This window comes from Staphylococcus sp. HMSC057A08 (assembly GCF_001812925.1).
Taxonomy (GTDB): Bacteria; Bacillota; Bacilli; order Staphylococcales; family Staphylococcaceae; genus Staphylococcus; species Staphylococcus hominis.
On the sequence record NZ_KV810846.1, the window covers coordinates 30,562 to 55,620 of the forward strand.

Below are 25,059 nucleotides of genomic sequence, written 5' to 3' on the forward strand. Positions count from 1 at the left end.
TACCATTCTTATGATTAGCACGACTGATATATTTGATTGCGTTGCCAATCGCAAATGCTAATTCTGGCTTGTAGTTCTTAGTTACTTGTTCAATGTAATCAATGACTTCAATATTTCCATAAGTGTAATGTTTTGGTTTGTTTACCATGTCTTGTTCTTCCTGCATATCCACCTTACGTGTAAAAGGCTCATCTACTTTCATAAACTCCCAACTATCATCTATCTCAATTTTTCTACCATCTTCTAGTTCGACTATTGCCCAAAAATAGATGCCATTCTTTTTATTAGTTCCGCCAGTTTCATCGACTATTGCTAAAGAATAAACTTTACAACAGCACATCATTATTACATCGTTTCTCTTTAAATCACTAATTCTCATCAATTATCCCCTACTCTCGCTATTTCGTAACGATTACTAATATTAAAATTATGTTTTCCTACTTCTACAACTGCATAAGGTTTACCACCGTTAAAATGTAATTCTCTGACTATCCCTGTTGTTGAAAAGCTTTCTGGTCGTCTAAACCAAATGTTATCTCCGACTTCTAATTGTTCGATTTTAACGTTTTCTACCATTCGCTTATCCCCTTACCTTTGGAAATATGTCATTCTCTTCTAAGTATCTAAACCACTTGCTACTCACTCTATGCTTTTTAACTAATTCCTCTGAACGTCTTGCTCTTGTGATACGTTGCTCACGTCGTTTACGTTTCAACGCTCTTTCGTGTGCTGCTCTGATATACATAAGCTGACGATATTCTCTTTCTGATAATCTTCCGTACTGCTCTTTATTGCTTAATCGTTCTTCGACTTTCTCTGTACTAATCACTTGCTACTCCTCCAAATGTGTTTATTCAGCTACTTTTAATTTGATTTTCTGTTGCTTAAACATGATTTCTTTAGATCCTGATTTGAGAAGTTTGTAAATTTCATCTTTGCTAAGTTCAACTTCTGGAACAGATTTGAAATTATTAACGTAGTCAATTTCGACAATTTCAAATATGTCATCAAAATCAACTTTTAAATAATCAATCAACAACTCTCTCATGTAACCAGAAACGTATCTTTTTCTATTCGCTAAGTTTGAAATAACTGTTCTATCAACGTGAATATTTTCGGCAATAGCTGTATAACTTAAATTGCGTTTTTCCAAAAGAAGTTTGAACGCTTTAGATTTAATTAAAGTTTTTATCTTCTTCATACGATCACTTCCAATGCTCATAACGAAAATCTACATCTTTGATGTCGATATCGTCGAAAATTTCTTCTGGACTTTTCTTAGCTCGCTCGATTGTGTATTCCATTTCTTCATCAGTTTCTTTAGTTGCTGGTAACTCAATCGTGCCTCTGATTAACACTTCAGCTTTGACTGTTGCCATTACTCATCACCTTCCACAATTTCGATTGCTTCTTCCACACTTCTTGCTACGCCATATAAAATGTTTTGCGATTCTGCAAAATCTTTAAATTTCTTTTGTTCAGGTCTTAATCGTCCACTTTCAGTCTTTACTTCGATTGCTATAAACTTTCCATCTGACTTACGATAACCAAATGTATCAGGAAAGCCTTTAGGAAGTAATTTGATTATTCTGTTATCTTTCGTCTGTACTTTTCCAGCATTTGCTCTCCAAAGTCTATGACCACGTTGATTGATTGCTAAGATTATTTCGTTTTGTATTTTTTGTTCCGACACTTGATCACTCCAAATAGTGCATACCAAAGTGAATACCTAAAATAGCCTCTAACGCTTACGGCTGTAAGGTTTTGAATAAAAAGTGAATACCTCGCCTAAATAAATCTCTCTATAGAAATATATACATATATATTCTTTTATATTTTTGTATAGGACTTTTATAATCATAGGTATTCACTTTTATAAAACAGGTAATATAAACGTTGATATAATAGGCTTTTAAAGACTAAAAGTGTAAAATTGGGTATTCACTTTGGTGTTCACTTTTTTTAATTTAATCCACGTAAACCTGGATATTTCTCTACAAGTTCAACACCTAAATAATTAACGCCATTATTCATTTTTTTACTTCGGAATTTCTCTTTTAGTTTCTTACCGAATTTATTTTTATCCATTTTGTACTCGTTGTTTTCATCTGCCCACTTCTTATATTCTTCATAAAGTGCTTTTCCTGTTTCTCTAACATCTTCTGCTCTCTTGCACTTTTCTTGAATGAACTGTTCAACAACATCCATTTCAGTACGATAAGTTTGACCAGCATCTTTTAACTTCTCTGGTAACTCAAGTCCTTCTCTCATCCACATATACGCACCTTCTGCCATCCAATTTAATATTGCAGGCGCTTCTCTTAGTAATTTGTACTTGAGATCTTTATCAACTTTTTCTTCAGGTATTTGCACATCAAATGGAATTAATACTAATCTTCTCCAAATACCATCGTCTGTTCCTCTGATGATTGGTTTATGGTTTGTTGAAACCCAAATTTTAAACTTAGGTGTATATTCAAATTCTTCGGCATATAAGAAACGCGCAGTGACTTTATCTCCTCCAGTAATTTGTTTGATTAAACCTTCATCAAATCTAAAACCTTCGTTAGGTTCAGAACTTGTGACAAATCTTGCTTTACTTAAACGAGCAATATCTGTGTTTACGTTGTCGTTTTTCTTTACCATTAGTGATTTAGCTTGCATATTATTTGAATAATCGCCTAGTATTTCTGCAATCGTTTCAACAAAAATACTTTTACCATTTCGGCCTTTACCAAATAGAATGAACATGACTTGTTCTCTTGTACTTCCAGTTAATGAGTAACCTAATGCTTTTTGAATGTATCGAATTACTGCTTTATCTCCTGCAAAAATATCGTTTAAAAAGTCTAGCCATACAGCAGGTTGCATTTTTTCGCTATAGTCTGTATTAGCAATTTGAGAAAACATTCGATTAATATCGTGCTTATAAAGTTCTCTACTTGTTAAATCAATATAGCCATTTGCAACGTTTAAAAGCATATCATCTTTATCAAATTCATCAGGTGTAACTGTTTTTCTGTGCATTAATTCGTTCATGATGTTTTTCTTGGACTGTGTACCTCTAGTTTTTTTATAGTATTTTTGAAAAGCTTCTCTAGCTTCTTCTTCTGTTACATCTTCACTATGAAGTACTTTTTCGTTTTTGATACTTTCGATCATTTCATCGATGAGTTTCCTAATAGCGCCCCTGTCATCAACTTTCCATTTCTGACCGTCATAGATATAGAATTTATTAGTTATATAACTGTGTTTATATAAATGGCCGTATCTATCTATAAAACGATCAGCATTTCCAGTGTCATCATAGCTGCGAATCGGATATTCTTTATCTTTCTTTTCAGCGTCAAATATGTGACTAAGCGCATATCTTAATGGGTTTTCTTCTTTTTCTTGTTTAGGGGTATAGATATTATTAACTTCATTAATTGCTTTAAATAATGTTTGTTCACCATAAGTTGAATTTTTACGTTTCTCATCCCATTTATCTCGATATAGATTCGACTGTCTGAAAATACTATCCATTTGTGAATAATCTTTTGCACACCAGAAAGCTAAAATATTAGCGAGCGCCATATCTGCTTCAGAATGAGAAGTATAATAAGGTTCATAATTCCCTTTCATTAAATCATCGAATAACTTTGCTTGTTTTGAGTTGTAAATTTCATTAATAACATCAATTTCTGAAAGGTTATGAATATTTTCTTGATAGTTATTTGTAGTTGGATATTTAATAGTGTTATCTGGTAGGTATTTGTTATAAATAGTTTTAAATACTTGTTCTGATACTTCGGTAACGTCTTTGTATTTACCGATATTTTTTCCAGTCATTGTAAAGAAACGACCACTATCGTACATTTCAATATTGCCTTTACGTCTACGACTTCCTGGAATCTTTCCTTTTACAATAATGTGCAAACCGTTACCACTAGGACTAACTTCTGTATAACTTTTAAATGCCTCGTTAAATTCGCTTACAATATTGTCTAACTTATCACCTTGTTTAAATCTATGAAGATCATCGTCAATATCATCAATATCAATGCCGAGATAGGGAGGTTCAAAGAAGAACCCTATCCCATCGACACCTTCGGCATTAACTGCTGTGTCATAACTGGACCATGTACTTTTATCGTTTGATTTAGCGAACTCACCTGTCGCTGCATTAAAAGGTATTTTAGTACGCTTACCGTTTCTATTCTCGAACTTCCATACACACCAGTTATTGAGTTGTTTTAATTCATCTGGAATATTAGAAAGGTAAGTCGTCATCATTGATTTCTGCACCACCTGAGAACTCATTGTTGCTTGGTTTATCATCATCTGACTTCCACTCATGATTCACTTGTGGAAATTTAGTGTTTTTAAAATTCCATGGTGCTACTCGATTAGTGATTTGTTTTTCACCTTTATATTCATTTTCTTCTTGCTTAACATAAACTCTCACTGGTTTACCTCTGAACATATCTAGTAACTGTTCAAAACTTTCAATAGGTGTACCTTCTGGAACACCGATACCATTTAAGTAGTGCATGAAGTTATCCATTTTATATTTATATTGACCATCGATTGTGCGTTTCCATTCATCAACAAAAATCACTCTATTTGCATATTTAGCTTGTAATTCTGATGTTTTCTTTAAATCGTTTCTTACAACAAGTTGTAATTGTGTTTCTTCTTTTCCGTTTTTAGTTGCACGTTCTGTTGCACTTTTGATAACCACTTCGTATTCGCCTTCAGGTAGTGGACTGAAATCATTGCTTTCTAAATTTGAGTAATCTGTAGTAAATAATGCCATAGTATAAAACTCCTTTTTAATTGTTATATTTTTGTTTAATTGGTTTTAAGTCTGCGTATAAGACTGGGAATGGTGCTTGTTTGTAATATGGATGATTAAATTTAATCCATGATTCTTTATAGTTATTTGCTTTTGTATAGAGGTAGTAGTCCTCTAACGTTTCTAAATCTTTCTTATCCTTTAAGTCTTTGCTGTATCGTTTAATTGTGTAATCAACTTTGAAAGGTTTGATGTCTGTAAGTTCTGCATGTTTATGTTCTAATTCTTTCTTTTCTTCTGTTTCATTTTTATGTCCGCAATTAGGACATTCATCTAATTCAGAAGCATAGACAGTAAAACATTCAGGACACTCGGTTAATTTCGGTGCGTCATTTTCTTTTTTACTGCGCTTCTTTTTGTATCCTTTAAAATACTTGTTCCAATCATGTGACGTATCAGGTAAGCCATGTCTTGCATAATTTCCAACATGATCAATAATTAAAGCTTTTTTATTAGGTTGATATCGCATTGATCGCATTGCTTGCTGCATGAATAGAACAAGTGAATCTGTTGGTCTTGCTAAAATCACACATGTACAATCTGGAACATCAAAACCTTCTGAAATTAAATCAACATTACATAAAACTTTGATAATGCCACTTTTGAAGTTCATCATGATTTCATTTCTTTTAACCGCCCTCGTTTTAGCATCAGCATGTTCTGCATATATACCAGCATTTCTAAATTGTTCTGCGATATTTTCACTTGCTTCAACACTATGTGCGTAAAGAATAGTTTTTTGACCGTTTGCATACTTTTTATAGTTTTCTACAATATCGCCATATATTGCTTTAGGTATCGCTTTATCCATTGATTGTTTTGTAAAGTCGCCTGTACTTGATTTTTTTAATTTACTTTCATCTGCAAGCACAACACTCTTGTAATCGTAGTCCGCTAGTTTGTGGTTATTAATTAACCACTCTACTGTTGGACCTTTTACCATTTCATCGTAAATATCTGTAAAACCTTTTCCATTAGCACGCCAGGGAGTTGCAGTAAATCCAACTCTTAAAGCATTAGGAAAATAATCGTAAATATCTTTATAAGTTTTTGCTCTACTATGATGTGTTTCGTCAGTAACGATGATCTTAGGTGGTGTAAGTTCAGATAAAATATTTTTTGCACGTTTTTCTGAAAGAATATCTACATGAGTTAAATCGACACCATGTTTTTTTAAAGTATTCTCGATTTGATAACTCAATTCTTTACGATGAACAATAAACAGAATGTGACTACCTTTGTTCACAGCATTTTTTACGACTTCTGCAATCATGACCGATTTACCACTTCCTGGAGGACTTTGAATTAATACACCAGATTTTTTTAGCAATATATGTCTTGCCTGATCAACGAGATTTTCTTGATAGTCGTAGAGTTTAAACTCCGCCATCCACATCACCTACTGTGAACAATTCTTCTTGTAAACAATGTTCTCTATTATCTAATTGATTTTTAGCAAATACATTGTTGCTAGGACTTAAGATAAAACCACGTTTACCTGATTTTTCATTGAAAACTAATCGAGCAACCACTTGGCAAAGCCCTGCGACATTATCACGAATAGTTTTACGAATATCTGGTACTGCTTGAGTAATTTGTTGTCCTGCTGGTGTATAAGATTCAAAGTTCGTTTCCCATGCAATAAATACCAGTCGTTTTCCTAGTGACTGTAAAAAACGCAAGCTATCAATCGTAAAGAAGTCTACACGTTGATAATGTGACATTTCTGGAACACGCTCATTCTTACCGTTACGCCCTAAATTAGCGAGCATTGAACGGAATAATTCTGAAATGTTGTCGATTACAATCGTGTCGTATTGATCAACTGTTTCTTTGTTTTTACTAAGCCATTTCATCAATTCGCCCCACTCTTCCCAAGCTTCATGAGTGTTGAATTCTAAAATGTCAATGTTCTCATTGCCTTTTAAAGGTCGTTCTGATTTATCCACGTTGATATAAAGTGCCTTGCCAGGTAAGAAATTTAATGTGTGTGTTTTACCTGTACCAGGTTTCGCATAGATTAAATACGTTGATTTATCTGTGGTAATTTCTTTAGCATTTGAAATATTAAATTCCATCTACTTCACCACCAAACTTGTTGAGTTTACTAATTCTGCACCTTCAACATCAGCACCTGCTAAAATATCTTCTTTCATTGTTTTTTTATCGTATTTATCTGGTTGTGGTATACGGTACGCTTTATCGATAAGCGCTTCGTTTGTGATATTCACACTAGGTTGATTATTGCGTTTGTAAATATAGTTAGTTGATGTTCTGTAATTATCTCTTTGTTGCACCTCTAAAGCGTCTTGTAAATGCTGTTTTAATCTGCCAATAAAATTATTCTTTTGTTTCTTCAATGCTTGTAGACGTTTAATCTCTTTATCAATTGCGTCTGTATCAGCTTCTATACTTCTGATTAATCCTACTGTATTATCCACTTTGGTATTCATATCTACCTCAATACTGTCTAACGTATCTTGTAAATCTTCGATAGAATAACCTTCATCCAACATATTAAGTAATTGTTGATGCTTTGTTGATAAGTTATAAAGGTTAGCCATTAGTTAGATCCTCCATTTCTTTTTCGTCTAACATCTTCTGTAATTGATTAGCTCTTGCGTCTGCGTTTTTATATAATTTGATATAAAGCTTAGTATCTTTTCGTAAATCTTCGATATGTTCTTCTAACGCTTCGTTTCTGCGTTTTAAGTGTTTATAGTCATTACTTAACATTGCTAAATCACTACTATCTTTAAGCAAAATTTCATATTCGCCTCTTGCGAGAATAATATTGTCTTGCATAACAAACCTCCATTGTTATATGATTAAGTTGAATATATTAATTAAATGTCCGACTGTTACTCATTGGCGTGTGTATCAGTCTTTTTTTTCGTAGTAACAAGTATCAAAGAATACATAGGTTACAACTGCAGCTAATAGTCCAATTCCTAAAGCTTTCATAAAGAATAAACCTGTAATAGACAGTGCAGTAGATAAAGCTAGAAACATTAAGCCACTAATTAAAAGTGTTCTATCTTCTATGCTCATTTCACCGCCTCCTTTTCTTTACATCTTTTTAATGCTTCTGGTAAATGATGCTTAAAGTGTTTTAACATCATTGTTTGAATATGTGGTGGCATTGATCTATCCTCCTTCTCTTTTCAACGCCCACATTCAACGTACAGTCTTGGCAATGACCTGATCATGTATTACGGTGTGGCTCATATCGTCGCTCACTCTCGCTCTTATACGCTCAATGTGAGCGTTGAAATCGTTATTTAATTAGCTAGACACTTTTTCTTTCCGTCTCGTTTTTGAGACATTGGAGTTAAAAAAATAATCATCCATACTAATATCTAAAACATCACAAATAGCACTAGCTTCATCAATTGTGAAATTACTCTTATTTTTATTGATCTTCTGACTAAATCTTGCAGGCGTCATTCCAATCATATACGCTACTTCCTTGTGCGAATATTTACTTTCATCAATAAAGTTTCTGAGTTTTTGATAGCGCTTAGTATTCAATTTTTCTCACCTCTTTCGTCTCATTTATGAGATTACACTAAGAACTATACACGCTTATATTTTTAGTGTCAACAAATAAATTTCATTTTTGAGAAATAAATTTGTAAAATACGTTGCATTTTTGGGAACAAACTTATATAATAAGTTTGTAAATTACAAATCAAGGAGAAAAAAACAATGACAAAATTTTCGGATAACCTTTCTAACCTTAGAAAAGCTAATAATTATTCTCTAAAAGAATTAAGTGACAGATTAAACTCAAAGTACAACGTTAAGTTCTCTAAAGCATCAATTGATAGATGGGAAAAAGGAACAACAAGTCCTTCTATGGAACACGCTAGTGCTTTGTCTGATTTCTTTGGAGTATCTTTAGATGAATTAAGTGGTCGTGAGGAATTAGTGGTTGAAGAAAAATCTAATCATTTAGCAGCACATCTTGATGGTGATTTAACAGATGAAGAATGGCAAGAAATTCTTGATTACGCTGAATACATAAGAAGTAAAAGAAAATAAAGGGTGTTTTATGTGGGGAAATATGAGGATATGTTAATTGAACATGACTATATTGAAATCATTGAATGTGATAACTTACCTAAAAGGTTATCTGGTTTATGGCTCGGGGATATGATTTTAATTAATCGTAATCTGCCTATCACTTCCAAACTTGAAACACTTGCAGAGGAACTTGCTCATAACGAACTTACATATGGCAACATAGTTGATCAAAGTAATTTTAATCATAGGAAATTTGAAGGTTATGCACGTAGGTTAGCCTACGAAAAGTTAGTCCCTCTTAAAGGTATTGTAAAAGCATTTATGCAAGGCATACATAATTTATATGAACTTGCTAATTTTTTTGAAGTTACAGAAAGTTTTGTACTACAAAGTATTGAACATTATAAACGAAAATATGGTTATTCCACTCGGTATGGTAAATACGTTATCCAATTTGAACCATTACGGGTGTTTGAATATAAAGATATATAGTAAAGGAGAAACATACATGAAAAAGTTTTTAGCTTTATTTTTTAGTAGTGCTTTAATTTTAGGCGCGTGTGGTAATGATGACACATCTAACAAAGATTCTGATACTAAATCAGAAAGTAAAACTGAAAAGAAAGTTGACGATAAAAAAGATAATAAATCCAAAGAGGATAAAAAGTCTAAAGAAGAAAAGAAATCTCAAGAAAGTGAAGATGACAAATCTACACAAGAAAATAACTCTACTGAAGAACAAAACACACAAGAAACTGCTACAAATGAACAAACTCAATCTCAACAACAAACACAAGAAACTACAACTCAAGAGCAACAGCAAGTTCAACAAAACGGCGAGTACGATAGCACTAAACACAGCGATGAATACAACGCTAGTCATCCGGTTTCAACTGATGATGATTGGACACCTGAAATGATTGAAAAAAATGAGCGACTAAATAAAGAAATGGAAGCAAACGCTAAAGTATCTAAAGAAAATGGCTATACAGGTATTCCTAACGGTGATGTTGGAGGAGTTCCTACTCCTGACAAGTATTATTCTAATGATCAATTAGACCCAGATACAGGATTACCTATGGAAGATGCAGTTCCACATGATGTTGAATAAATTTAGGGTAGTCCGCCTACCCTTATTATTTTTTTTACTTTTTTTGAGGTGATTTAATGAACGTAGCAATATATTGTCGTGTCAGTACACTAGAGCAAAAAGAACATGGCTATTCTATCGAAGAACAAGAAAGGAAACTTAAATCATTTTGTGAGATAAATGATTGGACTGTATCAGATGTATTTGTTGACGCTGGTTTCTCTGGTGCTAAACGTGACCGACCAGAATTACAACGAATGATGAATGATATTAAACGATTTGATTTAGTTCTAGTTTATAAGTTGGATAGGCTCACTCGTAATGTACGTGACTTATTAGACTTACTAGAGATATTTGAACAGAATAATGTAGCTTTTAGGAGTGCTACCGAAGTGTATGATACGTCCACTGCAATGGGACGATTATTTGTAACATTAGTTGGTGCAATGGCTGAATGGGAACGTGAGACAATTAGAGAACGTACACAAATGGGCAAACTTGCAGCACTTAAAAAGGGCATTATGCTTACTACTCCACCGTTTTATTATGATCGTGTCGATAATAAGTTTGTACCTAACAAGTATAAGGAAGTTGTCCTATTTGCCTATGAGGAGGCATTAAAAGGTAAGAGCGCTAAATCAATAGCACGTAAATTGAATAATTCTGATATTCCACCACCGAACAACAGAAAGTGGGAAGATAGGTCAATCACACGAGCATTGAGAAGTCCGTTCACAAGAGGACACTTTGAATGGGGAGGCGTTTACCTAGAAAATAACCACGAGCCTATTATTACCGAAGAAATGTACGAGAAAGTTAAGGATAGATTAGAAGAACGTACTAATACTAAAAAGGTAAAACACGTATCTATATTCAGAAGTAAGTTAGTTTGTCCTACTTGTCATAACAAATTAACGATGAATACTCATAAGGTAACACTGAAAGATAGAGTGTATTATAACAAACACTATTACTGTAATAATTGCAAAGAGACACCTAATTTAACCCCTGTGTATATACGTTCCGAAGAAGTAGAAAGAGTGTTTTATGAGTATCTACAACATCAAGATTTAACGCAATATGACATCGTTGAGGATAAAGAAGAGAAGGAAATTACAATCGATATCAACAAGATTATGCAGCAACGGAAAAGATACCATAAGCTATATGCTAACGGACTTATGAATGAAGATGAGTTAGCTGAATTGATTGAAGAAACGGATATAGCAATCGAAGAATATAAAAAGCAAAGTGAGAATGAAGAGGTTAAGCAGTATGACGCTGAAGATATAAAACAGTACAAAAACTTGTTACTTGAGATGTGGGACATTTCAAGTGATGAAGAAAAAGCTGAATTTATTCAAATGGCGATAAAGAATATATTTATCGAATATGTATTAGGTAAGAATGATAACAAAAAGAAACGTCGTTCCCTTAAAATAAAGGATATCGAGTTCTATTAATATTTTATGGAAGCATGCACAATTAACCAACCATGGCTGTATTCCATCTAAAGTGCTTGTTAATGATGGTATTAAACATGTCGATTTTTCAACTGCCTTTTCAAGAAAAAAAGAAGTAGTCAAAGCATTAAATCAAAAAAACTATTTAAACTTAGAAAATGATGAAAATATTACCTTGTTAAACTTTAAAGCACAATTTAAATCTAATACAGAAGTAGAATTAATTGATGAAAATGGTAAGTTAGTTCAAACACTGACAGCAGATAAAATTTTAATTAATACAGGTGCAAAATCTAATATTCCAAATATTGAAGGTATAGACTCAGCACAAAATGTATATGATTCAAAAGGACTATTAAATATTTCTTATCAACCTAAAGAATTAGTGATTATTGGTGGAGGATATATTGCATTAGAATTTGCCTCAATGTTTCAAAGCTTTGGTACAAACGTAACTGTACTAGAATATAATAAACAATTTATGGCCAGAGAAGATCAAGAAATAGTCACACACATGATTAATGATTTTAAAGATAAAGGCGTACGTTTAATTACTAATGTTGAAACAAAAGCATTAAAAAATGAAGGTGATTTGACAACAGTTGAAACCTCACAAGGAAACTTTACTGGTGATGCAATCTTACTTGCTACAGGACGTGTACCAAATACAGATTTAGCTTTAGACAATACAGATATTGAGTTAGGCACTCACGGAGAAATAAAAGTAAACAACCATCTACAAACCTCTGTATCACATATTTATGCTGCTGGAGATGTAAAAGGTGGATTACAATTCACTTATATTTCTTTAGATGACTTTAGAATTTTGAAATCTGAATTATTCGGTGACCGTTCACGACACACTGAAAATCGTGGTACTATCCCTTATACAGTATTTATCGATCCACCGCTTTCTCGTGTTGGTATGACCGCTTTAGAAGCACAAAAATTAAATTATAATTACGTTGAAAACACTTTATTTATTAATACTTTACCAAAACACAAAATTAATAACGATGGTCGCGGTCTTTTCAAAGTTGTAATCAATAAAGATAATAATGAAATATTAGGTGCTACTTTATATGGTAAAGGTTCTGAAGAGATTATTAATTTAATTAAACTTGCTATCGATCAACATATTCCTTATCAAGTATTACGCGATAATATTTATACTCATCCAACAATAGCTGAATCATTTAATGACTTATTTAATATTTAATTAAAAAAAGCTCGTAAACCCAATTTTTAATGAGTTTACGAGCTTCTTTATCATCGATATATATTATTTACTTGCTTTACGCTTTGCTAATTTTTCTTTTAATTTTCTATCTTGTTCTTCTTTACGACGCTTACGTTCTTCATTACGTTTTCTCAAACGTTCTTCTTCTTCAGGATCACGTGGTTTTTTTAATTGTGCAGTCACTTTTTCCATAAGTTCATCTTCAGTCAATGCAGCAAGTGGGCGATTATTAACAAAAGCAAATGTCTTACGACGACCTGGACCACAGTATGACTGACAGCCTATTTCAATTTCAGCATCAGGATCTAATTTTTCTAATTTTTTCTTTAATGATTTTAAGTTAACTGCCTGACATTCGTCACAAATCAAAAATTTATTCTTCACTTCGCTACCCACCTTTACATTATTTTCTCTTATATTTACTTCCATTCATTTATTACAACTCTAATTATTTTACTCTTTTTAATTAAAAATTCAAGCACTAAAAAAGATTTGCTATAAATAAAAAGCAAGACATATATTTTCTTAATAAAATGTCTCGCTTCATCATAATAGTAGTCTTATTGTCCGTGATATATTTTAAATTTCAAAGGTTTAATTCCCTTTTTTTCCCATACTTCATAAATAGAGTGCTTATCAACTCTATTATCGATAATTGTAATGCCACAATCTCCTCCACCAGCTCCAGAAGTTTTTGCTGCACCACCAAAACGTTCACCAATATCACATAATAATTTTAATTTTTTTGTTTCAATATCAACCGTAGCCTCTTTATCCATTTGCTGAATAATACTACGATTTTGACGAATCATTTTTTGTACACCTTTTATATTATTCGTTTTAAAAGCATAGATTAAATTTTCCACACACGTATTTGATTGATCAAGAAACTTACCATAAAAAATAGGGTCAGATTTTAAACGCTTGACTTCGCTTACTAAGTGAGGTGACGAAGCAGGAGAACCGGTCCATCCTATGAGAACTTCCATATTTTCAGGCGCTTGTAAAGGTTCTATATGAAGACCTGGCCAGTTTTTTTCTAATACTTCATCTACAGATGTTTCTTTCATTTGTTGTTTTACCCATTCGTGATCAAACGTACTATAGGCAAGCCATCCACTATAAACACTAACAGCAATATCTCCGCATGAACTTAAACTTTGTAATCTCATATTTGAAATAACCGCAAGCTTATAAATATAAAGATTGGATAACTCCATTTCATAAAATTCATTTAGAACCTTAATCACAGATACTAAAACTGCAGCACTAGAACCTAAACCATACTTTTGTCCTGATGCATCTGCAAGATTACTATCAATAGTAAGATGAAAATGTTTTAATTTTATATTACAACTTTTCGCATACTGCTCAAACACTTCAATAGCAGTAACTACATATTTGAGTTGATTGGCTGCATGTACATCTGATATTTCTATTTTATCTTCATTACGATTAAATGTGACAGGTTTATAGTGTAATGTTTTAGAATGAATCGTACCTGTGATTTCATTTGAAGCTTCAATAGCAGCCGTGACAAAACGATCTACTGCAATTAACACTGATTTATATCCAGGTTCGGTTACAGCATATTCGCCCGCTATATAAAGTTTTCCTGGCGCTTTTGCCTGAATCATTATATCTCTTCCCTACTTAATTATTTCGACTCCTGCGTGTGTAATATCACTTGTTATAATTTGATCTTTATTAAATACTTCTAAAAATTGATTCACAATCGCTTGTTGATGTTTCTTTTCTATTAGAACTTTTACATTTGGTCCTGCATCCATAGTAAAATAACAAGGTAATCCTGCTTCTCTACATTCATGTACAATTCTCATAGCTTCGTAGCTTTCTGGCACAAGATATGTAAATGGTGGCTGTGCACCTAAATTTGTTGCGTGCATTCTCAAACCGTTTGCCTCAATCACTTCACCCATTCGTTTAAAATCTTTTTGGGCAATCGCTTGTTTTGTGACTTTTAAATCTTCCTCTACATGATCTAACCAGTATTGATAAAAACGTGAGGTATCACGAGTTAAAGACATACCTGAACGACTTGATACTTTCTTTAATTTATTGTTAATAACTACAAAAATCATAGCTAAGTCATTCTCGAAGCCATCTGACTCAATTTGATGGGCGTAAGACGTTTTATCATCATAACCTTTTTCCCATTCAGCAAAACCACCATAAATACTTCTTGATGCTGATCCAGAACCACGACGAGCAAGGCGAGATAAATCTTTATCTGATAGGTTTAAATCAAGCGCTTCATTGCAAGCACCAGCTAAAGCTGCATATGCACTAGCTGAAGAAGCTAAACCAGCAGCAGTAGGCACAAAATTATCACTTTCTATGAGTGCATACGTTGAAATATCAGCTTCTTTTCGAATCATATCCATATAACGTTGAATTTTAGCACTTTCTTTAGCATTAACAGCTTCTTTATTTAAAATAAGTTGATCTTCTGTTAATGAATCATCAAACGTTACACGTGTTTCTGTATAGAAACGCTCTAATGTCACTGATAAACTATTATTCATAGGAATAATTAGATTTTCATCTGCTTTTCCCCAATATTTTATTAGAGCAATATTCGTATGGGCGCGTGCTTTACCACTTTTTTTCAAAGATTTATCCTCCTAACTTTTCAATCCAAGTATGTTGCGCTCCAGCTTTTTCGGCTGCTGCAACAATAGTTTTAGCAGTCACTTCTTCTTTAGTTAGAATTAACATGCTACCACCTCGTCCACCACCAGTTAATTTACCAGCTACTGCACCATGTTGTCTTCCAATTTCGAGTAAAGTTTCGATTTTATCGTGACTGACTGTCAATGTTCTTAAATCGTCTTGACATTGATTAAATATATTAGCAAGTTGATCAAAGCTATGATGGTTAATTGCATCACTAGCTAAATAAACAAGAGAGCCAATATGTTCAATGACATTCATATATGACTCATCGTTATCACATAAACGATGTACATCTTCAACTGCTTGTTTTGTAGAGCCTTTAACTCCTGTATCAATAACAACCATATAGCCATCTAAATCAAGAGACTTTAAAATTTCAACTTCTCCTTTTTGATACCAAACGGGTTGATTCGTTACAATCGTTTTTGTATCAATACCACTTGGTTTACCATGAGCAATGCGTTCAGCCCAGTCTGCATTTTCTAGTAATTCTTTATCAGATAGCGGCAATTCTAAATAATCATAACTTGCTCTTATAAAAGCTACTGCTACTGCTGCACTCGAACCTAAACCTCGAGAAGGTGGTAAATTAGCTTGAATTTTAATCAACAATGGTTCTTCAACATGTTTGCTTTCTACGAAGTGTGTAATAAGTGATTTCAAATGATCAGGTGCATCGTATAAAGGACCATCATAAACATCACTCTGAATTGCTGAATAATTACCTTTTTCTAAGCTTTCAATAAGCACTTTTACTTTTCCTGAAGTAAATGGAATGGCGATTGCTGGCTGGCCAAAAGTTACAGCATGCTCACCAATCAATATAATTTTTCCGTTAGATTCTCCATAGCCACGTCGTACCATGATCTCTCACCTTTAATATTCTTTCTAAAATGATTTCAACATTCATTAATGTTGTTTTAAAATTGAACATATTTATACATTTGTACATGTCATGTCACACATATGTTTATACTCATTTACTTCAAATCTTGCATTTGTGTTAATACATCAATAAATAGTATAAAACTTTGTCAAAAATAGTTCAAAACTTTGAAATATTTATATCCTAAAAAATGTTATAATCAACATAATTATGGTTAAATTATCGTTCTTAAATGAATCCACCTCATCTATATTACTATAAAAAATAATAAGAATGTAGCAATTTTTATATTTTTGAAGGTAAATATATACTTTAGTTGTATGATTGCATGCTAAAAAGGGAGTAAGCTAAAATTCACTTAGAATTTTTCTTACTCCCTTTTATCTTATTTTAATCTAAGGAACGATTCATTTTCTCATTACGTTCAATCATTTTATCGAAATATCCTTCATAACGTTGCCACTCATCCTCTGTAATTGGATCCATATTTAGCTGGCCACCTAAGTCTTTAATCGCATAAAGTAATTGGAACATCACATCTTGAACTTTAATGTCCCGATGAAGTAATGTTTCCAAAGATGCCATACATTCTGGTTTAATATCCGGATATTTAAATTTCGTAACTTCACCTTTCAAGGCACGTTTATAAAATTCATGCATCATTTCAGCTCTTTCTTCACCAGAACCTTCAACACATAAATAAATTTGAACTGCAATACCTCCACGTACCCGTCGTTGTGAAATACCAGCAAATTTTTTCCCATCAATACTTAAATCAAATCTTCCAGGACAATATGAATGCTCTATTTCTTTAGTATCTATATCTACATTTTCATTTTCGAACATTTTACAAATAAGTAAATACATAACTGTGAATGCTTCATCAATGGTTGTCTCAGTTTGTCCTTTAAAAATAAGCGAAATATTTAAAACACCTTGGTCTAATACAACCCCAAGACCACCAGAATTTCTAACGATTGCATTATAACCGATCTCGTCAGTTAAGTATTGAATACCGTCTTTTAAAAATGGCAAACGTGAATCATGTATACCTAAAATGACAGTGTGTTGGTGAATCCATGTTCTTACAACGTTACAAGATATATCTTTTCCTACACTTTCTGAAAACGTGTCATCAAATGCAAATGACTGCATTGGCGCTAAACCTGAAGAATGGTCTATATAGCGCCAATGAATGTCATTAAAATACTTACTCGCTAAATCCATTATTGTAATGTTTGAGCAGCAGTAATAATTGATAAGTTATAAACGTCTTCAGTAGAACAACCACGAGATAAATCATTTACAGGTGAATTAAGACCTTGTAAAACTGGACCAATCGCTTCAAATCCACCTAAACGTTGTGCAATTTTGTAGCCAATATTACCTGCTTCTAAACTTGGGAATACAAATACATTTGCGTCACCTTGAATTTTTGCTCCAGGTGCTTTTTTCTCTGCAACTGCAGGTACAATCGCAGCATCAAATTGAAATTCTCCATCAACCACTACATTATCTAAACCTTCAGATTCCACTTTTTCTTGTGCTAATTTTACTGCGTTAGCGACTTTTTCTACATCATCTGATTTAGCTGAACCTTTAGTTGAGAAACTTAACATAGCAACACGTGGATCCATACCAAAACTTTTTGCTGATTTTGCACTTTCTACGGCAATTTCTGCTAAATCAGAAGATTCTAATGTTGGATTGATAGCACAATCACCAAATATATATTGTTTATCTTCTTTAATCATAAAGAAGATACCAGATGTTCTAGATACGCCAGGTTTTGTTTTAATAATTTGTAAGGCAGGACGGACAGTATCTCCAGTTGAATGTGCAGCACCACTTACTAATCCATCAGCATGACCAGCGTATACTAACATTGTTCCAAAATAGTTAACATTGTTTAATAATTCTTGAGCTTGTTCTTCAGTAGCTTTACCTTTACGACGTTCTACGAAAGATTTGACTAATTCAGGTTTCAAATCACTTTTAGAAGGATCGATAATTTGAATATTAGAGATATCTAATCCTTTATCTTGAGCTAAAGTATTTACTTTTTCTTCATTACCTAATACTAAAGGTGTAACATAGTCAGTTGCTTGTAACTTTGTAGCTGCTGTTAATACTCGTTCATCTTCACCTTCCGGTAATACAATTCTAACGTTTTTTCCTGAAAGTTTTTCTTGTAATACATCTAATAAACTAGACATAATGCCCTCCTCAAATTTTTTAAATAATAGTATTTTCACCTTAATTATACTTTATTTCTTTTAATATTTCTATTTCATTAATTTGTAATCTTTTAAGTATGTGTGACAATTCTCTTTATGATAAAATTTAATCTGTATTGATAGAAAATATAGTTAAAGGAGCGATAGATATGAGTGAAGCAGCTGAAACATTAGATGGTTGGTATAGCCTTCATTTATTTTACGCTGTCGATTGGGCAACGTTTAGATTGGTGCCAGAAGATGAGCGCGAAGCAATGATTAATGAATTTAAAGTATTTATCAAAAATAAAGCCACTGCCAGAGAAAAACAAGCTGGAGATTATGCTTTATATAATATTACAGGTCAAAAAGCAGATATTTTATTATGGTATTTACGTCCAGAAATGAAAGAATTGAATGAAATTGAAAATGAATTAAATAAATTAAGAATTGCTGATTTCTTCATTCAAACTTATTCATATGTATCTGTGATTGAGTTAGGTAACTATTTAGCCGGTAAATCAGACGAAGATCCTTATGAAAATCCACATATTAAAGCAAGATTATATCCAGAATTGCCTAGAACAGAATATATTTGTTTCTATCCAATGGATAAACGTCGTAATGAAACATATAACTGGTATATGTTACCAATGGAAGATCGTAAAAAACTAATGTATAACCATGGTATGATTGGACGCAAATTCGCTGGTAAAATTAAACAATTTATTACTGGTTCAGTAGGTTTTGATGATTTTGAATGGGGCGTCACATTATTCTCAGATGATGTTCTACAATTCAAGAAAATTGTTTATGAAATGCGTTTTGATGAAACGACTGCTCGCTATGGCGACTTTGGTAGTTTCTATATCGGCCATATTTTAACTACTGATCATTTCGATCAATTTTTTGCAATTTAATATATAAATGGAGCAAAGATTAGCATAGTAAACGCCAGTCTTTGCTCCATTTTTCAATAAATTAATATATTTATATAAAACAATTAGTTTCCGAGATAAAGTACACTTTTTACAAAGTGTACTTCAAGTAGTATGGTTTGGGAGAACTTCATTACTACTCTGAACATTAACAAATCACAAAAGTGCTGTCGCTACCCAGCACAATTTTGACTTGTTAACTATTATTATTTAACCGAATTGTAATGTTCTGAAACATTATTGTTATAAATTAATTGTTTTTTAACATTAAATTTTATTTTCATTAAAATATATTTACCTACTATTGAGGTATAATGGTAATCATATTATGATTGTTAAGTTTTATAATGTAAGGTAGTTATTTTCATGTACTTCTACTATAATAATGATTACATCTTAACGAATGGTGATGAAATGGAAAATACAAATAAACAAGAACATATAGATGAAACTTTAATCAAAGACGTCGTCATGATGGCTGGACGTATATTACTTGAATCTGGCGCGGAAGGAACACGTGTAGAAGATACGATGACACGTATTGCCCGAAAACTAGGATATCCTGAAAGCAATAGCTTCGTTACAAATACAGTCATTCAATTTACTTTACATAACGAATCTTACCCCCGAATATTTAGAATTAATTCCCGTGATACTAATCTCATTAAAATTTCACAAGCAAATGAAATATCACGATTAATCACAAAAGGGGATATCTCTTTAGAAGATGCAAAAGAGCGATTAGAAAAAATATATATTGCAAAACGAGATAGTAGCTTAACATTTAAAGGGATTGCTGCTGCCATTATTGCAATTAGTTTCCTATATTTGCAAGGTGGCCAATTTATCGATGTTATTACTGCTCTACTTGCAGGTAGTATTGGATATCTGGTTGTTGAAATTCTAGATCGCCGATTACACGCACAATTTATTCCAGAATTCGTCGGATCCTTAGTTATTGGTATTATTGCAGTATTCGGTCATTGGTTAGCGCCAAGTGGTGATTTAGCTACTATTATTATTGCTGCAGTCATGCCTATTGTACCTGGAGTACTGATTACGAATGCTATACAAGATTTATTTGGTGGTCATATGATGATGTTTACCACTAAGTCTTTAGAAGCACTTGTAACCGCATTTGGTATAGGTGCCGGTGTAGGTTCGATATTAATATTAGTTTAGGAGTACGCATAAATGTTTTGGTTATTTAATTTTATATTTAGTTATACAGCTTCTCTCTTTTTCTGTGTAATCTTTGACGCTCCTAGAAAGCTGTATTTATCGTGTGGTTTTGTTGGAGCTTGTGGATGGATGGTATATATTTTATTCTACCAAGGTTTGAATATACATACGATTTATTCAAGTTTTTTCGGTAGCTTTACATTGGGTTTAATCAGTCATTACATGGCTCGTAAAAAACGTGAACCTGCAATCATTTTCATGGTTACTGGTATTATTCCATTAGTTCCTGGTGGACTTGCTTTTGATGCAACTAAAAATCTAGTCTTATTACAATTTGGTAAAGCAATCAACACAATGCTCGAAGTCACACTTATCGCTGGTGCGATTGCATTAGGATTATTATTTGCAGACCAAATTTCAAAAATCATCGTTTCTGGTTTCGCTCGACGACGTAAACGTATATAACAATAAAACGCGAGAGATTGTTGGTAATTAACCCTCATCTCTCGCGTTTACGTATATTATTTTTTATCTTGTATCATTTCTTTAACTTCTCGTTCTGATTGATTTAAAATCAGACGACTTAATTCGTCATTATTCATATTTTTTAATTTAGGGTATCGAACTACAAAGAAAATAAGACCAATCACTAACCAACTACCCAATGCAATATATGAAGGCATTGAAAGTGAAGCTGGTGATCCTGGAACTAATAATAAAAGTAAAAAGATAAATGAAACAATAGAACCCAAAATAGCAAAGGTCTTATAAATAGGACCATACGTGTTACTTTGTTTATTGTAACTAAATAGCTTAGCAGCAGATAAACAAGTAATAAAATAAGCAATAGATACACCTGTTGAAGACATATCAACAATCCATGTTAATGCGGTACGTCCTAACCATGGCGCAATTAAAGTAATAGCTACTAAAAAGATAATAGCTACATATGGTGTTTTATATTTTGGATGTAATTTACTAAACGCTTTAGGCATGATACCAGCACGCCCCATTGAGAATAGTAATCGACTTGAACTCATTAAGAATCCGTTTAATCCAGTAAAAATCCCCATAATAATAGCAATCGCTAATACTCCTAAGCCAATATAACCAAAAGCAGTTTGTGTTTCAGCGCCTGTTAACCATAAATTTCCGTTAAAATTCGCATTATTCGTACCCAACCACCCTGTGTATAAAATCATAATGACATAAGTTAAAGCTGCTGCTAATAAACTGTATACAATCAGTTTGAACGTTTTATTTGGCGAGAAATTAAACTCTTCTGCTGTTTGTGGAATATTATCAAATCCCACATAAGCCCATGGTGCAATAGCTACAATCATAATAATGGAATTAAACCATCCAAGTTCTTTACTTGCTAAAGGTTGTAAGTTACTTAACGAAAAGTTATTTCCGAAAAATGAACCTACAAACATAAGCACAACAACAATGACCATTGCTATACAAAAATAATATTGGAGTGTACCAGAAACACTTGCACCACGAATTGCAATAAACATAAATACTAATAATAATACCGTAGCAATAACTATTTCTGTTATGTAAACATCCCATCCAGCAATCGTATATAACCTTCCATTATTCAAAATGTTTGGCAGTAAAAACTTAATTAATAAACTAAATGCTGTCGCATTTAACGCTACTACACAAACATAACCGAATGTTAAGAACCATGATGAAAAGAAACTCACATATCTTCCGAAACTTAAATAACTAAACGCGAATGCACCGCCTGACACAGGAAAACGTTCGACTAATGCGCCATAACTTACAGCAATTAATATCATCAATAAAGCACCAATGACAATACCAATAGATGAAGCAATCGGACCTGATTGTTTAATCCAATCACCGGGTAGTATAAATGCTCCCCATCCGATACACGAGCCATAAGCAATCGCCCAAACAAATTTTTCAGAGAGATTTTGTTTTAAATCTCCTCTATCTATCTCTCGATTTTTATTATTCATAAAATAAACTCACCTCAGGTACTTAACATACCCAAAAAGGTGAGTTTACTAACCAAAATATAAAATATTATTATCCAGCAAATTTAAATGTTGCAATAATTAACATTAACCATCCCACAATAAAGAGTACGCCCCCTATTGGTGTAATAGCTCCTAAAATACGAATTTGAGTCAATGCAAGAATATATAATGAGCCACTAAATAGAACAATACCAAAGAACAGAAGCCATCCTGCCCAATTCACATTAATAGAAGTTGTACCACTAATGATGCCAATCATAATTAATCCTAGACCATGATACATTTGATAATTCACTGCTTTTTCCCATACTGACATATATTTATCAGAGAGTTTTCCTTCAAGTCCATGTGCACCAAATGCGCCCGTACCAACAGACATCATCGTACACAATGCACCTAAAATTATAAATACTTTCATCATAATATTTTAGTTCTCCTAACTTAATTTTAATTAAAAATCAAATATTGATTCACCATTTCCAATTTCATCATCCGTCACCATCATATTAGACGATTTAGTTTGATGCTTCATTGTTTGTGGAACTTTACCACCCATCGCTTCAATTTCTGCAGCAGTAATCGCTGAATGATTTGAAGGCTTATTTGAAAACGAAGATTCAGAAGTTACAATATTAGTAAAATCATGTTTTGATTTTTTAGAAGGTCGTTTTGAAACATCGGAATAAAGAGATGTTAAAGTATGAATCGCATACATATGCTTTTCAAACTGTTGTTCATCTTGAGCTTCATCTGCTTGCACTAATTCTTGTTCTATAAGTTGAATTAATTGTTCTTTGTTCAATTAAGATTCCCCACTTTCACACCATTGTATTGGCGTTTTACCTTTAGATTCTAAATAATCATTTGTACGAGAATAAGGTTTAGACCCAAAGAAACCTCGATAAGCAGATAATGGACTTGGATGAACAGATTTAATGATATGATGCTTTGCTGTATCAATTAATTTTATCTTTTGCTGCGCAGGTTTTCCCCATAAGATAAAGACAACATCTTCGCGATAATCTGAAATAGCTTTAATGACTTCATCTGTAAATATTTCCCATCCAATGTCCTTATGGGAATGTGCTTCACCTTTACGTACAGTTAATACAGTATTTAATAACAGAACACCTTCACGTGCCCAGTCCTGTAGATGTGGAGAAGTTCTATGACAGCCGATATCATCTTCTAATTCTTGATACATATTTCTTAAAGATGGTGGGAATTTAGCATTGGGTTGAACTGAAAATGCTAACCCATGTGCTTGGTTAGGTCCATGATATGGATCTTGACCCAAAATAACAACTTTAATATCTTCAAATGGTGTTAAATCAAAAGCTTGATAAATGTTTTCTCTATCTGGATAGACGATTTGTGTCGTATATTCTTTTTCTAAAAAATCATGCATTGCTTTAAAATCATGTTTTGTTGTAATGTCATGAAAAATGTCTGACCATTCCATCGTTTTCACCTCACTTCTATTTTAACATATGACCCCTTTGGAACGTGATATAAATCGCCTTACTATCTTCATGCTAGAACAATAGTTGAGTTACATGATATGATAAATAAAGATGTAAATAATTGACAGGAGTGATAATACATGGCATTAAAAAAAGTATTAACAATTGCCGGCTCTGATACAAGCGCTGGCGCAGGTATGCAAGCCGACCTTAAAACATTTCAAGAACTAAACACTTACGGTATGGTGGCTTTAACAGCTGTTGTAACAATGGACAAAGAAACTTGGTCTCACGATGTGACACCACTTCCAATGGATGTATTCGAAAAACAATTAGAAACAGTCATTTCAATTGGTCCAGATGCTGTTAAAACAGGTATGCTTGGAACTGAAGAAATCATTAAACGTGCTGGCGAAGCATTTGAACAATCAGGTGCAAAATATTTCGTAGTAGATCCAGTTATGGTATGTAAAGGGGAAGACGAAGTACTTAACCCAGGAAATACAGATGCAATGATTAAATATTTATTACCTAAAGCAACGGTCGTAACACCTAATTTATTTGAAGCTGGTCAATTATCTGGATTAGGTAAATTAACGTCAATTGAAGATATGAAAAAAGCTGCAAAAATCATTTATGATCAAGGTGCTCAACATATTATTATTAAAGGTGGTAAAGCATTAGATCAAGATAAATCTTATGACTTATATTATGATGGTCAAACATATTATCAATTAACAACTGATATGTTCCAACAAAGTTATAACCACGGTGCAGGTTGTACATTTGCAGCAGCTACAACAGCTTACTTGGCAAATGGTAAATCACCTAAAGAAGCTGTTATTAGCGCTAAAGCATTTGTGGCATCAGCAATTAAAAATGGTTGGAAAATGAATGACTTTGTAGGCCCAGTTGATCACGGCGCATACAACCGCGTAGAACACATCGACGTCGACGTCAAAGAAGTTTAAAGAAGTACTGCATTTTTGAAAAAAATGCTAGTACTTCT

At 32.9% G+C, this 25,059-nt stretch carries 32 protein-coding genes and 1 pseudogene; 9 read left to right on the forward strand and 24 right to left on the reverse strand.

What is annotated here, in order from left to right; genetic code table 11:
- From HMPREF2881_RS01750 to HMPREF2881_RS01805, 14 genes are all read right to left on the reverse strand, one after another.
- The coding region (locus tag HMPREF2881_RS01750) for a DUF3310 domain-containing protein (protein WP_256279926.1) at nt 1-340 on the reverse strand (340 nt) is incomplete at its 3' end.
- 38 nt (nt 341-378) lie between these two features.
- A complete protein-coding gene (locus HMPREF2881_RS01755) occupies nt 379-576 on the reverse strand; it encodes a hypothetical protein (protein WP_070653631.1) in 198 nt (65 codons plus the stop codon).
- 4 nt (nt 577-580) lie between these two features.
- Complete coding sequence (locus HMPREF2881_RS01760; RefSeq protein ID WP_083310069.1) at nt 581-829, reverse strand: hypothetical protein; 249 nt, start codon at nt 827-829, stop codon at nt 581-583.
- A gap of 21 nt (nt 830-850) precedes the next feature.
- Nucleotides 851-1,201, reverse strand: a complete 351-nt coding sequence (locus HMPREF2881_RS01765) for a helix-turn-helix domain-containing protein (protein WP_070653632.1) — start codon at nt 1,199-1,201, stop codon at nt 851-853.
- A gap of 4 nt (nt 1,202-1,205) precedes the next feature.
- A complete protein-coding gene (locus HMPREF2881_RS11740; RefSeq protein WP_176744862.1) occupies nt 1,206-1,379 on the reverse strand; it encodes a hypothetical protein in 174 nt (57 codons plus the stop codon).
- Complete coding sequence (locus HMPREF2881_RS01770; protein WP_070653633.1) at nt 1,379-1,693, reverse strand: VRR-NUC domain-containing protein; 315 nt, start codon at nt 1,691-1,693, stop codon at nt 1,379-1,381. The genes HMPREF2881_RS11740 and HMPREF2881_RS01770 overlap by 1 nt, the downstream gene beginning before the upstream one ends.
- Nucleotides 1,694-1,962: 269 nt before the next feature.
- Complete coding sequence (locus HMPREF2881_RS01775; protein ID WP_070653634.1) at nt 1,963-4,275, reverse strand: phage/plasmid primase, P4 family; 2,313 nt, start codon at nt 4,273-4,275, stop codon at nt 1,963-1,965.
- Nucleotides 4,253-4,798, reverse strand: a complete 546-nt coding sequence (locus HMPREF2881_RS01780) for a DUF669 domain-containing protein (RefSeq protein WP_037541329.1) — start codon at nt 4,796-4,798, stop codon at nt 4,253-4,255. Before HMPREF2881_RS01780 ends, HMPREF2881_RS01775 begins: the two co-directional genes overlap by 23 nt.
- A 16-nt stretch (nt 4,799-4,814) precedes the next feature.
- Nucleotides 4,815-6,227, reverse strand: a complete 1,413-nt coding sequence (locus HMPREF2881_RS01785) for a DEAD/DEAH box helicase (RefSeq protein ID WP_070653635.1) — start codon at nt 6,225-6,227, stop codon at nt 4,815-4,817.
- On the reverse strand, nt 6,214-6,915 hold the full coding sequence (locus HMPREF2881_RS01790) for an AAA family ATPase (RefSeq protein WP_070653636.1): 702 nt from the start codon (nt 6,913-6,915) through the stop codon (nt 6,214-6,216). Before HMPREF2881_RS01790 ends, HMPREF2881_RS01785 begins: the two co-directional genes overlap by 14 nt.
- On the reverse strand, nt 6,916-7,401 hold the full coding sequence (locus HMPREF2881_RS01795) for a siphovirus Gp157 family protein (protein ID WP_070653637.1): 486 nt from the start codon (nt 7,399-7,401) through the stop codon (nt 6,916-6,918).
- Nucleotides 7,394-7,642: a hypothetical protein gene (locus tag HMPREF2881_RS01800; RefSeq protein WP_070653638.1), complete on the reverse strand. Its 249-nt coding sequence runs from the start codon at nt 7,640-7,642 to the stop codon at nt 7,394-7,396. Before HMPREF2881_RS01800 ends, HMPREF2881_RS01795 begins: the two co-directional genes overlap by 8 nt.
- 75 nt (nt 7,643-7,717) lie before the next feature.
- Nucleotides 7,718-7,888: a hypothetical protein gene (locus tag HMPREF2881_RS11745; protein ID WP_176744863.1), complete on the reverse strand. Its 171-nt coding sequence runs from the start codon at nt 7,886-7,888 to the stop codon at nt 7,718-7,720.
- A gap of 234 nt (nt 7,889-8,122) precedes the next feature.
- Complete coding sequence (locus tag HMPREF2881_RS01805; RefSeq protein ID WP_002503442.1) at nt 8,123-8,368, reverse strand: helix-turn-helix domain-containing protein; 246 nt, start codon at nt 8,366-8,368, stop codon at nt 8,123-8,125.
- A 177-nt stretch (nt 8,369-8,545) separates the two neighbouring features.
- Between HMPREF2881_RS01805 and HMPREF2881_RS01810 the strand changes: the two genes are divergently transcribed.
- From HMPREF2881_RS01810 to merA, 5 genes and pseudogenes are all read left to right on the forward strand, one after another.
- The gene (locus HMPREF2881_RS01810; protein ID WP_070653639.1) at nt 8,546-8,881 is read left to right on the forward strand and encodes a helix-turn-helix domain-containing protein; all 336 of its coding nucleotides are present in this window, start codon (nt 8,546-8,548) and stop codon (nt 8,879-8,881) included.
- 12 nt (nt 8,882-8,893) lie between these two features.
- Nucleotides 8,894-9,355, forward strand: a complete 462-nt coding sequence (locus tag HMPREF2881_RS01815) for an ImmA/IrrE family metallo-endopeptidase (RefSeq protein WP_070653640.1) — start codon at nt 8,894-8,896, stop codon at nt 9,353-9,355.
- A gap of 16 nt (nt 9,356-9,371) precedes the next feature.
- Nucleotides 9,372-9,974, forward strand: coding sequence for a hypothetical protein (locus tag HMPREF2881_RS01820; RefSeq protein ID WP_070653641.1), 603 nt, complete (start codon nt 9,372-9,374; stop codon nt 9,972-9,974).
- 56 nt (nt 9,975-10,030) lie between these two features.
- Nucleotides 10,031-11,416, forward strand: coding sequence for a recombinase family protein (locus HMPREF2881_RS01825; RefSeq protein WP_070653642.1), 1,386 nt, complete (start codon nt 10,031-10,033; stop codon nt 11,414-11,416).
- A 28-nt stretch (nt 11,417-11,444) separates the two neighbouring features.
- Nucleotides 11,445-12,635: pseudogene (gene merA, locus HMPREF2881_RS01830) on the forward strand (hypothiocyanous acid reductase MerA); the annotation flags it as partial.
- Nucleotides 12,636-12,698: 63 nt separating this feature from the next.
- Here merA and HMPREF2881_RS01835 read toward each other — a convergent pair.
- The 6 genes from HMPREF2881_RS01835 to pta all read right to left on the reverse strand — a co-directional run bounded on the left by HMPREF2881_RS01835 (nt 12,699) and on the right by pta (nt 18,455).
- The gene (locus tag HMPREF2881_RS01835; RefSeq protein WP_002455691.1) at nt 12,699-13,040 is read right to left on the reverse strand and encodes a YuzB family protein; all 342 of its coding nucleotides are present in this window, start codon (nt 13,038-13,040) and stop codon (nt 12,699-12,701) included.
- A 176-nt stretch (nt 13,041-13,216) separates the two neighbouring features.
- Nucleotides 13,217-14,293: a phosphomevalonate kinase gene (locus HMPREF2881_RS01840; protein WP_002488572.1), complete on the reverse strand. Its 1,077-nt coding sequence runs from the start codon at nt 14,291-14,293 to the stop codon at nt 13,217-13,219.
- Nucleotides 14,294-14,305: 12 nt separating this feature from the next.
- Nucleotides 14,306-15,289, reverse strand: coding sequence for a diphosphomevalonate decarboxylase (gene mvaD, locus HMPREF2881_RS01845; RefSeq protein WP_002488581.1), 984 nt, complete (start codon nt 15,287-15,289; stop codon nt 14,306-14,308).
- A gap of 4 nt (nt 15,290-15,293) precedes the next feature.
- The gene (gene mvk / locus HMPREF2881_RS01850) at nt 15,294-16,217 is read right to left on the reverse strand and encodes a mevalonate kinase (protein WP_002488601.1); all 924 of its coding nucleotides are present in this window, start codon (nt 16,215-16,217) and stop codon (nt 15,294-15,296) included.
- A gap of 412 nt (nt 16,218-16,629) precedes the next feature.
- Nucleotides 16,630-17,466, reverse strand: coding sequence for a lipoate--protein ligase family protein (locus HMPREF2881_RS01855; protein WP_002488587.1), 837 nt, complete (start codon nt 17,464-17,466; stop codon nt 16,630-16,632).
- A complete protein-coding gene (gene pta / locus HMPREF2881_RS01860; RefSeq protein WP_002488580.1) occupies nt 17,466-18,455 on the reverse strand; it encodes a phosphate acetyltransferase in 990 nt (329 codons plus the stop codon). The genes HMPREF2881_RS01855 and pta overlap by 1 nt, the downstream gene beginning before the upstream one ends.
- 170 nt (nt 18,456-18,625) lie before the next feature.
- On the opposite strand from pta, the gene hemQ reads away from it, so the two are divergent.
- The 3 genes from hemQ (at nt 18,626) to HMPREF2881_RS01875 (ending at nt 21,040) form a co-directional block, all read left to right on the forward strand.
- On the forward strand, nt 18,626-19,375 hold the full coding sequence (gene hemQ, locus HMPREF2881_RS01865; protein ID WP_002488567.1) for a hydrogen peroxide-dependent heme synthase: 750 nt from the start codon (nt 18,626-18,628) through the stop codon (nt 19,373-19,375).
- 432 nt (nt 19,376-19,807) lie between these two features.
- Nucleotides 19,808-20,575: a threonine/serine exporter family protein gene (locus HMPREF2881_RS01870; protein ID WP_029376813.1), complete on the forward strand. Its 768-nt coding sequence runs from the start codon at nt 19,808-19,810 to the stop codon at nt 20,573-20,575.
- Nucleotides 20,576-20,587: 12 nt separating this feature from the next.
- Nucleotides 20,588-21,040, forward strand: coding sequence for a threonine/serine exporter family protein (locus tag HMPREF2881_RS01875; protein WP_002448879.1), 453 nt, complete (start codon nt 20,588-20,590; stop codon nt 21,038-21,040).
- A 56-nt stretch (nt 21,041-21,096) separates the two neighbouring features.
- Here the strand turns inward: HMPREF2881_RS01875 and HMPREF2881_RS01880 are convergent, their stop codons facing one another.
- From HMPREF2881_RS01880 to HMPREF2881_RS01895, 4 genes are all read right to left on the reverse strand, one after another.
- The gene (locus tag HMPREF2881_RS01880; RefSeq protein WP_002488598.1) at nt 21,097-22,566 is read right to left on the reverse strand and encodes an APC family permease; all 1,470 of its coding nucleotides are present in this window, start codon (nt 22,564-22,566) and stop codon (nt 21,097-21,099) included.
- Between the two features lie 70 nt (nt 22,567-22,636).
- Entirely contained in the window at nt 22,637-23,005 is a 369-nt protein-coding gene (locus tag HMPREF2881_RS01885) for a DUF423 domain-containing protein (protein ID WP_095324338.1), read from the reverse strand.
- 33 nt (nt 23,006-23,038) lie between these two features.
- The gene (locus HMPREF2881_RS01890) at nt 23,039-23,389 is read right to left on the reverse strand and encodes a DUF5327 family protein (protein WP_002488584.1); all 351 of its coding nucleotides are present in this window, start codon (nt 23,387-23,389) and stop codon (nt 23,039-23,041) included.
- Entirely contained in the window at nt 23,390-24,049 is a 660-nt protein-coding gene (locus tag HMPREF2881_RS01895; protein WP_002488583.1) for a uracil-DNA glycosylase, read from the reverse strand.
- 141 nt (nt 24,050-24,190) lie between these two features.
- Between HMPREF2881_RS01895 and thiD the strand changes: the two genes are divergently transcribed.
- Nucleotides 24,191-25,021: a bifunctional hydroxymethylpyrimidine kinase/phosphomethylpyrimidine kinase gene (gene thiD / locus HMPREF2881_RS01900; protein WP_002455702.1), complete on the forward strand. Its 831-nt coding sequence runs from the start codon at nt 24,191-24,193 to the stop codon at nt 25,019-25,021.
- Nucleotides 25,022-25,059: the final 38 nt, after the last annotated feature.

What these genes read in the sequence shown, in the direction of transcription:
- HMPREF2881_RS01755 (WP_070653631.1), bottom strand. Translation starts at nt 576, where the DNA reads ATGGTAGAAAACGTTAAAATCGAACAATTAGAAGTCGGAGATAACATT.
- HMPREF2881_RS01765 (WP_070653632.1), bottom strand. Translation starts at nt 1,201, where the DNA reads ATGAAGAAGATAAAAACTTTAATTAAATCTAAAGCGTTCAAACTTCTT.
- HMPREF2881_RS11740 (WP_176744862.1), bottom strand. Translation starts at nt 1,379, where the DNA reads ATGGCAACAGTCAAAGCTGAAGTGTTAATCAGAGGCACGATTGAGTTA.
- HMPREF2881_RS01775 (WP_070653634.1), bottom strand. Translation starts at nt 4,275, where the DNA reads ATGATGACGACTTACCTTTCTAATATTCCAGATGAATTAAAACAACTC.
- HMPREF2881_RS01780 (WP_037541329.1), bottom strand. Translation starts at nt 4,798, where the DNA reads ATGGCATTATTTACTACAGATTACTCAAATTTAGAAAGCAATGATTTC.
- HMPREF2881_RS01785 (WP_070653635.1), bottom strand. Translation starts at nt 6,227, where the DNA reads ATGGCGGAGTTTAAACTCTACGACTATCAAGAAAATCTCGTTGATCAG.
- HMPREF2881_RS01790 (WP_070653636.1), bottom strand. Translation starts at nt 6,915, where the DNA reads ATGGAATTTAATATTTCAAATGCTAAAGAAATTACCACAGATAAATCA.
- HMPREF2881_RS01795 (WP_070653637.1), bottom strand. Translation starts at nt 7,401, where the DNA reads ATGGCTAACCTTTATAACTTATCAACAAAGCATCAACAATTACTTAAT.
- HMPREF2881_RS01800 (WP_070653638.1), bottom strand. Translation starts at nt 7,642, where the DNA reads ATGCAAGACAATATTATTCTCGCAAGAGGCGAATATGAAATTTTGCTT.
- HMPREF2881_RS11745 (WP_176744863.1), bottom strand. Translation starts at nt 7,888, where the DNA reads ATGAGCATAGAAGATAGAACACTTTTAATTAGTGGCTTAATGTTTCTA.
- HMPREF2881_RS01810 (WP_070653639.1), top strand. Translation starts at nt 8,546, where the DNA reads ATGACAAAATTTTCGGATAACCTTTCTAACCTTAGAAAAGCTAATAAT.
- HMPREF2881_RS01820 (WP_070653641.1), top strand. Translation starts at nt 9,372, where the DNA reads ATGAAAAAGTTTTTAGCTTTATTTTTTAGTAGTGCTTTAATTTTAGGC.
- HMPREF2881_RS01825 (WP_070653642.1), top strand. Translation starts at nt 10,031, where the DNA reads ATGAACGTAGCAATATATTGTCGTGTCAGTACACTAGAGCAAAAAGAA.
- HMPREF2881_RS01840 (WP_002488572.1), bottom strand. Translation starts at nt 14,293, where the DNA reads ATGATTCAGGCAAAAGCGCCAGGAAAACTTTATATAGCGGGCGAATAT.
- mvk (WP_002488601.1), bottom strand. Translation starts at nt 16,217, where the DNA reads ATGGTACGACGTGGCTATGGAGAATCTAACGGAAAAATTATATTGATT.
- HMPREF2881_RS01855 (WP_002488587.1), bottom strand. Translation starts at nt 17,466, where the DNA reads ATGGATTTAGCGAGTAAGTATTTTAATGACATTCATTGGCGCTATATA.
- pta (WP_002488580.1), bottom strand. Translation starts at nt 18,455, where the DNA reads ATGTCTAGTTTATTAGATGTATTACAAGAAAAACTTTCAGGAAAAAAC.
- hemQ (WP_002488567.1), top strand. Translation starts at nt 18,626, where the DNA reads ATGAGTGAAGCAGCTGAAACATTAGATGGTTGGTATAGCCTTCATTTA.
- HMPREF2881_RS01870 (WP_029376813.1), top strand. Translation starts at nt 19,808, where the DNA reads ATGGAAAATACAAATAAACAAGAACATATAGATGAAACTTTAATCAAA.
- HMPREF2881_RS01875 (WP_002448879.1), top strand. Translation starts at nt 20,588, where the DNA reads ATGTTTTGGTTATTTAATTTTATATTTAGTTATACAGCTTCTCTCTTT.
- HMPREF2881_RS01880 (WP_002488598.1), bottom strand. Translation starts at nt 22,566, where the DNA reads ATGAATAATAAAAATCGAGAGATAGATAGAGGAGATTTAAAACAAAAT.
- HMPREF2881_RS01885 (WP_095324338.1), bottom strand. Translation starts at nt 23,005, where the DNA reads ATGAAAGTATTTATAATTTTAGGTGCATTGTGTACGATGATGTCTGTT.
- HMPREF2881_RS01895 (WP_002488583.1), bottom strand. Translation starts at nt 24,049, where the DNA reads ATGGAATGGTCAGACATTTTTCATGACATTACAACAAAACATGATTTT.
- thiD (WP_002455702.1), top strand. Translation starts at nt 24,191, where the DNA reads ATGGCATTAAAAAAAGTATTAACAATTGCCGGCTCTGATACAAGCGCT.